Origin of the sequence: Streptomyces sp. NPDC051364 (genome assembly GCF_040682115.1) — a bacterium.
GTDB lineage: Bacteria > Actinomycetota > Actinomycetes > Streptomycetales > Streptomycetaceae > Streptomyces.
Genome location: NZ_JBFBAH010000028.1, coordinates 46,141 through 58,624, shown reverse-complemented (window position 1 = coordinate 58,624; position 12,484 = coordinate 46,141). Strand labels below are relative to the sequence as shown.

Sequence of the window (12,484 nt, the reverse complement as noted above, 5' to 3'; positions counted from 1 at the left end):
TAGGACGGGTTACGTCGGAACGCAACCGTATCGTCGTGACGAGCTGGTCGCGGCGTACCCGGCTATGCTCTGTGCATGACCACCGACTCGGCCGCCGGCACCGCCCCAGCCCCCGCTCCCGCCCGCCGCGCCCCCGCCGGGGCCGCCGTCCTGCGCGAGGACGTGACCGAGGCGATCCGGGCCGCGGTACTGGACGAACTGGCCGCGGTCGGGTTCTCGCGGATGTCCATCGAGGGGATCGCCCGGCGCGCGGGCGTCGGCAAGACGGCCGTCTACCGGCGCTGGAAGTCGAAGCTGCACCTGGTGCTGGACCTGGTGGGGGCCTTCGCGGTGGACGGCCTGCCGGTGCCCGCGACGGGATCGCTGTACGGGGACGTACGGGCCCTGCTCGAGGTGATGTCGCACGTGCTGCGGCACCCCGTCGCCTCGGCGGTGATCCCGGACCTGCTGGTCGAGGCGGCCCGCAACCCGGAGATCGCGGACGCGGTGCGCGGCGCCCTGCTGGAGGGGGAACGGCGGATGGCCGAGGGGATCGTGTCGGAGGCGGTGGCGCGGGGCGAACTCGCGGCGGGAACGGATCCGGGCCGGGCGCTGGACCTGGCCATCGGCCCGCTCTACTGGCGGCAGGTGGTCGTACGCGACGCCGTGCCGGCGGAGTACCTGGACGACCTGGCCCGATCGGTGGTGGCGGGCCTGACGGCCACGTCGTCCGCGTCCTGACGCGGACGACAGGGGCGGCCGACGGCGGCACCAGCGGGCGGAACGGAAGAACGGGACGGCTACGGCCAGAGACCCGGAGTTGTCAGCGGGGCCAGTGTGGGTTCCGGGGTGGCGGACGGGGCCGAGGGCGGGGCCGTCGGAGCCGGCCGGCGCTCAGCGAGCGGGACGACCGGCGGGACCGCGGCCGGCTGGCCCAGGAAGACGCGGCGTACGACGCGTTCGGCTGCATGGCCGTCGTCGTACGAGCAGAACCGCGAGCGGAACGCCGCCCGCAGCTGCGCGGAGCGCGAGCCCTGCCAGTGGCCGGTGGCGAAGATGTCCACCAGCTCGTCCTCGGTCCGGGCGATCGCTCCCGGCGGGCACGACCGCAGGTCGAAGTAGGTGCCGCGGGCGGCCTCGTACGCCTCCCAGTCGTCCGCGTGGATCACGATCGGCCGGTCCAGCGCCGCGTAGTCGAACATCAGGGACGAGTAGTCCGTCAGCAGGGCGTCCGAGGCCAGGCAGAGCTCTTCCACCGACGGGTACGCGGAGACGTCGACCAGGCGCGGGTGGCGCACCGGCTGGGCGGGCGAGTCCGCGTACGTCAGGTGCGTACGCGTCAGGATCGTGAAGCGCGGGCCCAGATCGCGCAGCACCCGCTCGAAGTCGAGGTGTTCGGGCCGGCTGCGCCGGTAGTCGCGGTGGGTCGGCGCGTACAGGACCGCCGTCGAGCCCGCCGGGATGCCGAGGCGTTCGCGCAGCGCCAGCACGTCGTCCAGGGTGGCCCGGTGGAAGGCGTCGTTGCGCGGGTAGCCGTACTCGAGCGTGGCGTACGAGGAGGGGATCGCCTTCTCCCACACCAGAGTGGAGTGCCGGTTCGCGGAGAGCAGGTAGTCCCACTGGTCCGCGCCGCGCAGCAGGCCCGCGAAATCCGTGGTGGGAGTGGCCGCCGGCCGGTCCTGGAGGTCCAGGCCGACCCGCTTGAGCGGAGTGCCGTGCTGGGTCTGCAACAGCACCTGGCCCGGCCGCTTGACCAGGGCGCGGTCGAAGTTGACGTTCGTGGTGAGGTACGTGGCCCGGGCGAGGGCCGTCCAGTACGCCGCGGAGCCCGGCCGGAGCATCGCCGTCTGCGGCGGGAGCGTCGCCGCGTGCTGCGGGTCGCAGATCCACGCCGTCCGCATCCGGGGCGCGAGCTCGCGCAGCTTGGCCTCGACGGCCGCCGGATTGCAGGCGTAGCCGCCGTGCCAGTACGCGGAGAAGACCGCCAGCTCCTGGCGCAGCGGCAGCAGCCGCTGGACGCGGTAGTGCAGGCGCAGCGCGCTCTCGCGCAGGCCCCGCCACAGCGACACCCCCGCGCGCCCCGCCGCCAGCGCGGCCGAGCGGAGCAGCGACAGCGTGCGGTACGTCCGGCGCACCCCGAACCGCATCAGGGTGTGCCGGATCCGGTCGGTGCGCGACAGGGACAGCGGCCGGATGCCGGCGGCCCGGTAGCGGCGCAGCAGCCCGGAGGCCCGGTGGAAGAACTCGGCGCGGCTCGTACGCGGGAGGCGGCGCGGGTCGGCGTACAGGGCGCAAAAGTGCTCGGCCATCCGCCGGTGCACGGTGGGGCGCCAGCGCTCCAGCTCGGGGCGGCCGGCGAGGAACCCGAAGACCCGGTCGTACTGGTCGAAGATGTCCAGGTGGCGGCCACTGCTGGTGGTCAGGATCGAGCCGGTGCGCCGCTGGCGGTAGTGCACGCACACCCGGTCCAGGACGGCGAGGGACTCGGCGGCCAGCAGCGCCGGGTAGGTCCAGGGGGTGTCCTCGTAGAACCCGGGCGGGAACTCCAGGCCCTCACGCTCCACGTACTCGCGGCGGTAGGCCTTGTTCCAGACGACCATCAGCATGCCGAGCAGGGCCGGGCGGTCCGCGAGCCGGAAGCTGGCCGGGCCCTCCTCGGACAGCCGGTGCGCGAGCCGGTTGCGGACCAGTTCCCCGGTCCAGAAGGTGCGCGCGTAGTCGTAGACGAGGACGTCCGGGGAGCCGGTGTCCTTGAGCCGGTCGGTGATGGCCTGCAGGGCGCCCGGGGCGAGGGTGTCGTCCCCGTCGAGGAAGAGCAGGTAGTCGCCGGTCGCCCGGGCCAGGCCCGCGTTGCGGGCCGGGCCCAGGCCGAGGTTGTGCGCCAGGTGCACGGCGGTGACCCGCGGGTCCCGCGCCGCGTACTCGTCGATGATCGAGCCACAGGCGTCCGGGGAGGCGTCGTCCACCGCGATCAGTTCCAGATCCGGGTACGACTGGGACAGGACCGAGTCCAGGCTCTCCTGGAGGTACGCCTGAACCTTGTACGCGGGCACGATGACGCTGAACCGGGGCACGGCACATCCAGGGGTCGGCGCGGGCATATTGCCCAGCAACCCCCGGTGTGGCGATCGGGTTACGCAGCGTGTGGCATTCGGGTTACCGAGCGTCAATGCCGCACGTCAACGATGCTGTGGTAGTTACTTGACCGCCCCCGCCATCACCCCCGTGACGAACTGCCGCTGGAAGGCGAAGAACACCACGAGCGGCACCACCATCGACAGGAACGCACCGGGCGCCAGCACGTCGATGTTGTTGCCGAACTGCCGTACCTGCTGCTGGAGGGCGACCGTGACGGGCGGGTGCGCCGAGTCCGCGAACACCAGCGCGACCAGCATGTCGTTCCACACCCACAGGAACTGGAAGATGGCGAGCGAGGCGATCGCGGGCGCGCCCAGCGGCAGCACCACCCGGGCGAACAGCCGCAGTTCGCCCGCGCCGTCGAGGCGGGCCGCCTCCAGCAGCTCGCGCGGGATCTGCGCGAAGAAGTTGCGCAGCAGGAAGACGGCGAACGGCAGCCCGAACGCGGTGTGGAACAGGACCACCCCCGCCGTGGTCTCGAACAGTCCGATGGAGCCGAAGAGTTCCGAGACCGGGATCAGCGCCACCTGTACGGGAACGACGAGCAGCCCGACCACGACCAGGAACAGCCAGTCCCTTCCCGGGAACTCCAGCCAGGCGAAGGCGTATCCGGCGAACGAGCCCAGGGCGACCACGAGCAGGGTCGCCGGGACCGTGATGGCCACCGTGCTGAGCAGCGCATTCATGATGGTGTCGTTGGCCAGCAGCCGCTCGTAGTTGTCGGCCGTCAGCCGCGTCGGCGCGGTCAGCGCCTGCCACCAGCCGCCCTTGTTCAGATCGGTGGGAGAGAGGAACGAGGAGATCAGCAGCCCGAGCGTGGGCAGCAGCCAGAACAGCGCGGCCAGCACCAGGAACACGCGGACGGCCCCCGCCGCCGCGCCGGCCGCGAGCCGGCCGGCCCGCGCACCGGCGCGGGGAACGGGGCGGGCACCGGCACGTGCTTCCGGGCGGGCCTGGGCGGAGGCGCTCATCGGGACCCCTCCTTACGCAGCCTGCGGATGTTGTAGAGCATGACCGGGAGCACCAGCGCCAGCAGCAGTACGGCGATGGCGCTGCCCAGCCCCGGATCGGCGTCGGTGCCGAAGGAGGTGCGGTACAGCTGGAGGGCCAGGACGTTCGCGTCGTCCTGCACCGAGCCCGGAGCGATCACGAAGACCAGGTCGAAGATCTTCATCACGTTGATGACGAGGGTGACGAGGACGACCGCCAGCACGGGCGCCAGCAGCGGCACCGTGACCCGGCGGAATACCTGCCACTCGTTCGCCCCGTCCACCCGCGCCGCCTCCAGCAGCTCCCGCGGTACGGCGGCCAGCCCGGCCCCGATCAGCACCATCGCGAAACCGGCCCACATCCAGACGTACGCCCCGATCACCGCCGGGGTCACCAGCGTCGGGCCGAGCCACTCCACCCCCGCGTACGCCTCCCGGAAGTTCGACGCGGGCAGCCGCAGCAGCGCCCCGTCGGCCTTTGCGGACAGGGTGAAGGTGCCGTCGGCGCGGGCCGTCGCCGAGTCGACCACCTTGCCGTCCTTGACCGCCTCGATCCGTATCCCCGCGAAGCCGGACTCGGTCGGGTCGACCGCGTTCGTCCGGCCGCCGCCGCCCCGGGTGAAGTCCTGCCAGGCCGTCCCGGTGACCTTGCCGGGCTCGGCGGGCGCGGCCCGGGCCGTACGGGTCCCCTCGGGCAGGTCCTCCGGGGCCACGCCGACCAGCGGGAGCAGCACCGCTGCGCCCGCCCGTACGGGATCCCGGGTGGTGAAGCCGCCCGCGGCGGCTCCGGTGGCCGGGACCAGCGGGGAGTCGCGGCCCGGACGGGCCTTCGGGAAGGCCGAGGACTCCGCGAACGTGTCGTGCACCCCGACCCAGACCGCGTTCGCGACCCCCCGGTCGGGGTCGTGGTCGTACACGAGCCGGAAGATGATGCCCGCCGCCAGCATCGAGATCGCCATCGGCATGAAGACGAGCAGCTTGAACGCCGTGCCCCAGCGCACCCGTTCGGTGAGCACCGCGAAGATCAGGCCGAGGGCGGTGGCCGTGGTCGGCGCCAGCACCACCCACAGGGCCGTGTTCTTCAGGGCCGTGCGGATCGTGTCGTCGTGCAGGATCTCCTGATAGTTGCCGCCGCCCACGAACGTGTCACCCGAACGGTCGAAGAAGCTGCGGTAGACCGAGTAGCCGATCGGGTGCACGACGAGCGCGCCGAGCAGCACCAGGGCGGGCAGGAGGAACGCCGCCGCGACGAGGCGGCGGCGCCGGGCCTCCGCGGACCGTGAAGGAGAGCCGGCCGTGGTGGCCGCTGATCCCGTGGCCGGCACGGGATCAGTTCCCGTAGGCCTTGGCCGCGTCCGCCTCCAGTCTGGCCTGGATGCCCGCCACGTCCGACGGGTTCGCCAGGAAGTCCTGAAGCGCCTTCCACTCGCCCGCGCCCGGGGTCCCGCCGAACGCCGCCGGTGCCTGGTCCGACATGTCGAAGCGGAAGTCGTCGCCCGCCGCGATCAGGGCCTTGGCGATGTTCCGCTGGATGTCGTTCGGATAGGCCTTCAGGTCGACCGACTTGTTCGGGGAGACGAAACCGCCCTCACGGGCCTGGATCTCCGCCGCGTCCGGGGACGCCAGGAACGTCAGCAGCGCCTGCGCCCCCGTCGACGGCTTCAGCGCGACCGCGACATCGCCGCCCGAGACCACCGGCGCCTTGTCGCCGACCGCCGGGAACGGGAAGACGAGGGCGTCCTTGCCCACCTTCGCCTCGGTCTGCCCGATGTTCACCGCCACGAAATCGCCCTCGTAGACCATCGCGGCCGCCGGACGGTCGCCCCCGGTGAACGTCTGCGTCACCGACTTCGGGAACTCGGTGGCCAGCGCCCCGCTCGGGCCGCCCGCCAGGAAGTCCTTGCGCCCGAACAGCTCCCCGAGGGTGGTCAGCGCCTGCTTGACGCTGTCGTCCGTCCACTTGATCTGGTGCTTGGAGAGCTGGTCGTACTTCTGCGGGCCCGCCTGCGAGAGGTAGACGTTCTCGAACCAGTCCGTCAGGGTCCAGCCGTCCGCACCGGCCACCGAGACGGCCGGGGTACCGGACGCGGAGAGGGTGTCGGCCGCGGTCAGCAGCTCCTTCCAGGTCTTCGGGGGCTGCACGCCCGCCGCCTCGAAGGCCTTCGCGTTGTACCAGACCAGCGACTTGTTGGCGGCCTTGTAGTACACCCCGTACTGGGTGCCGTCGACCGCGCCCAGCTGCTTCCAGCCGTCCGAGTAGTTCTTGTCGAGCTGCGCCTTGGCCTCCGGGCCGACCGGCTGCACCCACTTGTTCTGCACCGCCGACACCAGGGCGCCGACCTGCGGCAGCAGCGCCACGTCCGGCGGCTGGCCGCCCGCGATCTTCGTGCCGAGGAAGGTGACGATCGGGTCCTGGGCCGGGACGAAGGTGACCGTGGCACCCGTCCGCTTCTCGAACTCCTTCAGGACCTTCGTGAAGTTCGCCTGCTCCGGACCCGTCCAGACCGCCGCGACCTCCAGCTTCTCGCCGTTCAGTTTCGGTAATTCCACCCGCTGCCCGGCCGTGGACGCCTCCCCGCCCTGCGGCGGGCCGTCCTTCTTCTCCCCGCCGTCCCCGCACGCGCTCAGCGCGAGCGCACCCGCGGCCGCGAGCGCCGTCCAGGCGGCGGCGTGGCTGCTTCTACGGTTCGTCGTACGGCTCGTTCCCTGCCTGCGCATGGCTCTGCCCCCGATGCCCGTGGTGTGACTGGTCCCACAAGGTCTACGCCGAGCCGCGCACCCCCGCAATACCGCCTCAGCCGTGTCGCCGCGTGTCGCGGTCCCAGGGCTCACGGCGCAGGGCCCAGGGCTCAGCGCTCGGGGCTCACGGCGCCGGGGCGACCGGCGGGGCCGGCGGGAACAGCACGGGTATCGCCGAGACCAGGTGCGAGGCCCGGTCCAGGGCGCTGGCCAGCAGCGCCAGGTCGGTCGGGCCGTTGCCCAGCTCGCGCACGGGGCGGCGGGCCGGGGGATCGCCCATCCGCTCCCACTCCACCGGCACCACGGTCGGCCGCTGCGTCGCCGTCCGCGGGATCCGGCCGGTCACCCGGCCGGCCTGGAACGGGACCGTCCGCCCGTCGGCGTACCGCAGCAGGCCGCGGCCGGGGCCCGGCTGGTCGGGGGCGTCCAGATCGATGCGGAGCGGGTTCGCACGGGACAGCTCGCTGTCGGCCGTACGGTCCGGGCGGGCGCTGGCGGCCACCAGGTGCACGCCGAGCCGGGCGCCGTCGCGGGCCACCGCGTCCAGCGCCCGTACGACGGAGCCGGCGGCGGGGCGGCCCGTACTGCCGAGCCCCGGCGCGACCAGCGCGTCGAAGTCGTCCACCAGCACCACCAGCCGGGGCAGCGGGCTCGGCCCGGCCGGGTCGGTGCGCGGGGCGGCGGTGCGCAGCCGGAGCGTGCCCGTGCGCTGGGGGTCGAGGTCGCCGAGCAGTTCGCCGGGGCTGGGCCGGCGCGGTGAGACCATCCGGTCGGACACCTCGTGCCGGGCGTGCCACTCGGCGAACGGGATCCCGTCCAGGAGCTCGGCGCGGCGCTTCAGCTCGGCGCCGAGGGCCTGCGCGAACTCCCGCATCCGGACGGGGTCGGAGGCGATGAGGTGGGCGGCGACGTGCGGGAGCTCGGTGCAGGGCTGCAGCCCGTCGCCGCGCTCGCCGCCGGCCCCGTCCAGCAGGACGAGGCCCAGCCGGTCGGGCCGGGCGGCCGCGGAGAGGGAGGCGGCCACCGACCGCAGGAGTTCCGTACGGCCGCTGCCGGCGGGCCCCTCGACGAGGAGGTGCGGCCCGTCCTGGACCAGCTCGGCCCCGACCGGCCCGCGCCGTCCGCTGCCGAGCACGAGCTCGGCGCGGCCGCCCACCTCCTGCCCCTGGTCGGTGGCGGCGGCCCAACGGGCCATCAGGGAGGCCGGGGTGGCCCGGGCCAGCCCCAACTCGTCCAGCAGCCGGGCGGTGTTCGGGAGCGCGGCTGCGACGGCCCGCCGGGGCGCGGCGGGGGAGGGCTCGCCGCGCAGCGGGGCCAGGGCCCGGGCGAACCGCTCGGCCCAGGCCGCGGAGACGGCGTCGGCGGTGGCGGTGGTGCCGGGCGGGGCCGGCTTGCCGCCGGTCACCGTGAACGTCCGTACGGTCGTGGCCACATCACCGCTGAGCAGGGCGACCGCGCCGCAGTCCCGGAAGGCGGGGCTGCTCGCGCAGGCGGCCTCGTACGTCTCGGCGAGCGGGGAGGCGGGCGTGGCGGCCGGCGTCTCGGCCAGCACGAGGACGTGGATCCCGGCGGCCGGCCCGTGCGAGGCGAGCCGGCCGGTGATGTCGCGCAGCGCCCCGGAGCCGGGATCGCCGTCGACGACGAGCAGTGTGTACGGGCCCTGGTGGGCGTACGCGGCTTCGCGGACGCTGTGGGGGTCGGCGGCGGCCCAGTGGGTGCCGAGGGGACTGTCGTCGAGGCGCCGGGTCAGCTCACCGGTGCGGGCGGTGGCCTGGTCGCGGTCGTACGCGAGGAGCAGCCGGCAGTCCTGGCCGTGCGCGGCGCGCACGTGCGGCAGCCAGCCGAGCCACCCCCAGTCGCCGCGCCGCTCGGCGACACCGCGCGCCCGGTCTGCGGCGAGGAGCACGATCTCCAGCTCTCCGGGCGCGTGCAGCCCTGCGAGCTGGGCGACGACGGACCGGGCGACCCCGGCCAGCCGTCCGCGGGGCCCGGCGATGCCGAGCGAGCCGACGTCCTGGAGCGCGATCCGGCTCCCGGCCCCGAGGCCGACGTCGAGCTGCCCGCGGGTACGGGACCACAACCGCCGGGTCGGCCCGAGCGCGGCCAGCAGCAGCGCGGCGGGATCATCGGCATCGGGCACGGCGGCCACGGCCGGCTCGGCGGCCGCACCCCCGTACGCGGGCTCCTCTTCCCCCCGCACCCACTTCCGCGCCCAGGCCCCGATCCCCCTCTTCCGCCCCGCCTTCTGCCCACCGGCGCCGGACTCCCCGGCTGCGCCGGGCGTGCCGATGTGCAGGCCCGTCCCGGAAGTGGCCCCGGAGGGGCCGCCGGGCGCCGAGCCCGGGGTGGGTTCGGCTTCGCCGGTCCGGCCCGGCCCTGAGGGGCGGTCGGGGCCGGAGCCCCCGTTTCGGGAAGGGGCGGGGCGGGGGAACGATCCCTGCTGGGCGGCGGCAGAGCCGGCCGCCCCCGGCCGGGAGGGCGCCCGGCCCCCCTCGGACGGCATGCCGTTCCCGCCGGTCCGGCCCGCGCCGGGCTCTGCGGGGCGCCCGGTGCCGAGACCGGCCTCGCCGGACCATTGCGCGCCGGAGGCTCCGGCGGCGGCGTCGGGTTGCCGGCCCGAGTCCGCCGCGCCGGAACGCTCCGTGCCGGGACCGGGCTCGGCGGGGGTGTCCTGGGGCGGGCCCGCCAGGGAGAGGTGGCCCTCCAGGTCCGGGACGACCGGGAGCGGGGACGCCGAGCCGGGGGCCAGGCGGAGGGTCGATTCCCCGACGCGGAGCAGCGCGCCCGGCGGCAGCGCCACCGGCTGCGCCCCCACCACCGCGCCGTCCACCGTCGTGCCGTTCGTCGAGTCCAGGTCGGCCACCGCCACCCGCCCGTCCGGCATCACCGTCACTGCGCAGTGCAGCCGCGACACGTCCGGGTCGTCCAGCGGGACGTCGGCGTCGGCCGAGCGCCCGATCCGGATCGCCCCGGGGTGCAGCAGGTGCACCCCGCCCGCGTCCGGGCCCGCCACCACGTGCAGCTGCGCGCCGTCCGTCCCGTCCGGCAGGACGTCCGGCACCGGCGCGTGCAGCCCCAGCACCGCCCCGTCCACGAGCGGCGGCTCCCCGAGCACCCGCCGCTGGAGGTCGAGCCGCTCCGTACCGGCGTACAGCACGACCGTGCCGCCGGTGTCGGGCCCGCCGACGCTCGCCGCCAGGCCGGAGGCCACGGCGGCGAGCGCGGTGCCCACGGGCGCGGTGACGAGCACGTCACAGCCGGCGGGCGCGGTCTGGTGGCCGCTGCGCGACCCAAGGACGGTCAGCCGGATCTGCATCGCCGTCAGCGGTCCCTTCTGCGCGGTGCGCGGTGCGTGCGCCCGGCAGGGGTACGACGGGCATGCCTGCCCGACCAACCCCCCACCCGGCACGGCGCGTCGTCCGGTCAGGTCTGCCCGGAAGGCGGGGCTCCCGTCCCGGCCGTTCCGTACGGGTGCATCCTCGCACCTGTCACGGACAACACGCCCGGCACCGGCCAATAAATGATCTTGAATGATCGCACCCCTTCGTCCGCGCGAGGCATCCGGCCGGGCGCGCATCCGGACATACAAGCCGACGAAAGCCGGGGGGCGCCGGGCAACCCAGGGGAAAATCGCCCCCGGCATACCCCGCCAAACATCACTCTTCGTATATATGTGCGGCAACCAACCCCCGGCACCCCGCGTCTTCCCCGGCGACACCCCCTAGAGTGGGCCGGAAAAACGAACCACAGCAGGACGACAGCAGGGAGCGCGAGACGTGCGGCCAGTCGGCAGCAAGTACCTGCTCGAGGAGCCGCTCGGACGCGGCGCCACGGGCACCGTCTGGCGTGCCCGCCAGCGGGAGACCGCCGGCGCGGAGGCAGCCGTCGCCGGGCAGCCCGGCGAGACGGTGGCCATCAAGGTCCTCAAGGAGGAGCTGGCCCAGGACGCGGACATCGTCATGCGCTTCCTGCGCGAGCGCTCCGTCCTGCTGCGCCTGACGCACCCCAACATCGTGCGCACCCGCGACCTCGTCGTCGAGGGCGACCTCCTCGCCCTCGTCATGGACCTGATCGACGGCCCGGACCTGCACAAGTACATCCGGCAGAACGGCCCCTTCACGCCGGTCGCCGCGGGCCTGCTGACCGCCCAGATCGCGGACGCGCTCGCCGCCAGCCACGCCGACGGCGTGGTCCACCGCGACCTGAAGCCCGCCAACGTCCTGCTCGACGAGCGCGGCGGGCAGATGAAGCCGATGCTCACCGACTTCGGCATCGCCCGTCTCGCCGACTCCCCGGGCCTGACACGCACGCACGAGTTCGTCGGCACCCCCGCCTACGTCGCGCCCGAGTCCGCCGAGGGCCGCCCGCAGACCTCCGCCGTCGACATCTACGGCGCCGGCATCCTGCTCTACGAACTGGTCACCGGGCGCCCGCCGTTCGCCGGCGGCACCGCCCTCGAGGTGCTCCACCGCCACCTCAGCGAGGACCCGCAGCGCCCGCCGAACGTGCCCGAGCCGCTCTGGATCGTCATCGAGCGCTGCCTGCGCAAGGAGCCGAACGAGCGCCCCAGTGCCGAGAACCTGGCCCGCGGACTGCGCGTGGTCGCCTCCGGCATCGGCGTGCACAGCGCCCCCGCCGAGGTGGAGGCCGCCCTCGGCGTCGGCGCGCTGCTCGCGCCCGACCCCTCGCCCGCGCCAGTCCCCGAGACCCCGGGCGCCGCGGCCGACCCGACCCAGGTGCTGCCCGGCCGCGCCGCCGCCGCGTCGCCCATGGGCGCGTACGACCCGAACGGCATGACCAGCGTGCTCCCGCCGGTCGGCGCCGCCGATGCCACCTCGGTGCTGCCCAGCACGGGCGGCCCCGGCGGGCCCGGCGCGGACCCGACCTCCGTCATGCCCCCGGTGCAGCAGCCGGACCAGCCGCACCCGTGGCAGTCGCAGATGCAGGCCGCGCGCGACCGCAACGAGCAGACGCAGATGCAGTACCTCGACCCGAGCGAGGACCCCCTGCGCCGGCGCCCGCAGCGGCAGGCGCCCCCGCCGCCGCAGCAACGGCCGCAGCAGCCCCCGCAGTACCGGCAGGGCCCGCCGCCGCAGCCGTACCAGCAGCAGCGCCCCCAGCCGCCGCAGTACCAGCAGCCCCCGCAGCAGCAGCCGTACTACCAGCCGCAGCCGCCGCCCCAGCAGTACCAGCAGCCGCAGCAGCCCCCGTACCAGCAGCAGCCCCAGCGCCAGGCGCCCCCGCAGCAGCAGCCCCCGCAGGGCCCGCCGCCGCAGCAGCGCGCCCCCCGGGAGCCCCGCGAGCCGCGCCGCCGCAGCGCCAACCCGGTCAAGATCCCGGGCCTGGGCTGCCTCAAGGGCTGCCTGGTCATGATCCTGCTGTTCGTCGTGGCGGGCTGGCTGGTCTGGGAGCTCACCCCGCTCCAGGAGTGGGTCGGCACCGGCAAGGGCTGGTGGGACCAGCTGTGGACCTGGGGCTCCGACATCGTCGACTGGGTCGGCGCGATCGGCGACTCCGCGGGCGGCGGCACGGGTGGCGGCACGCCCTGAACCGGGCTCTCGTAGCGCCGACTTCGTGGATTTGTCGACTTCTGGGACGTGATTTCGCGCCCAGAAGTGAAGGTCACCGTGTTCCGGGGC

The 12,484-nt window shown here is 74.5% G+C and carries 7 protein-coding genes; 2 read left to right on the top strand and 5 right to left on the bottom strand.

Translation table 11 applies throughout. The features are described 5' to 3' along the window. Positions 1-75: 75 nt before the first annotated feature. Positions 76-720: a TetR/AcrR family transcriptional regulator gene (locus AB0M76_RS34785; protein ID WP_365956749.1), complete on the top strand. Its 645-nt coding sequence runs from the start codon at positions 76-78 to the stop codon at positions 718-720. A 59-nt stretch (positions 721-779) separates the two neighbouring features. Here the strand turns inward: AB0M76_RS34785 and AB0M76_RS34780 are convergent, their stop codons facing one another. From AB0M76_RS34780 to AB0M76_RS34760, 5 genes are all read right to left on the bottom strand, one after another. Beyond that, entirely contained in the window at positions 780-3,053 is a 2,274-nt protein-coding gene (locus AB0M76_RS34780; RefSeq protein WP_365956748.1) for a bifunctional glycosyltransferase family 2 protein/CDP-glycerol:glycerophosphate glycerophosphotransferase, read from the bottom strand. Positions 3,054-3,176: 123 nt separating this feature from the next. Next, entirely contained in the window at positions 3,177-4,088 is a 912-nt protein-coding gene (locus tag AB0M76_RS34775) for a carbohydrate ABC transporter permease (RefSeq protein ID WP_365956747.1), read from the bottom strand. After that, positions 4,085-5,338: a sugar ABC transporter permease gene (locus AB0M76_RS34770; RefSeq protein ID WP_365956771.1), complete on the bottom strand. Its 1,254-nt coding sequence runs from the start codon at positions 5,336-5,338 to the stop codon at positions 4,085-4,087. The genes AB0M76_RS34775 and AB0M76_RS34770 overlap by 4 nt, the downstream gene beginning before the upstream one ends. A gap of 97 nt (positions 5,339-5,435) precedes the next feature. Beyond that, positions 5,436-6,824 carry an ABC transporter substrate-binding protein gene (locus tag AB0M76_RS34765; RefSeq protein WP_365956746.1) on the bottom strand — a complete coding sequence of 463 codons (1,389 nt, stop codon included), beginning with the start codon at positions 6,822-6,824 and terminating at the stop codon, positions 5,436-5,438. A 145-nt stretch (positions 6,825-6,969) separates the two neighbouring features. Beyond that, the gene (locus tag AB0M76_RS34760; protein ID WP_365956745.1) at positions 6,970-10,161 is read right to left on the bottom strand and encodes an FHA domain-containing protein; all 3,192 of its coding nucleotides are present in this window, start codon (positions 10,159-10,161) and stop codon (positions 6,970-6,972) included. Positions 10,162-10,621: 460 nt separating this feature from the next. On the opposite strand from AB0M76_RS34760, the gene AB0M76_RS34755 reads away from it, so the two are divergent. Beyond that, the gene (locus AB0M76_RS34755) at positions 10,622-12,394 is read left to right on the top strand and encodes a protein kinase (protein ID WP_365956744.1); all 1,773 of its coding nucleotides are present in this window, start codon (positions 10,622-10,624) and stop codon (positions 12,392-12,394) included. The last annotated feature ends 90 nt before the right edge of the window (positions 12,395-12,484 follow it).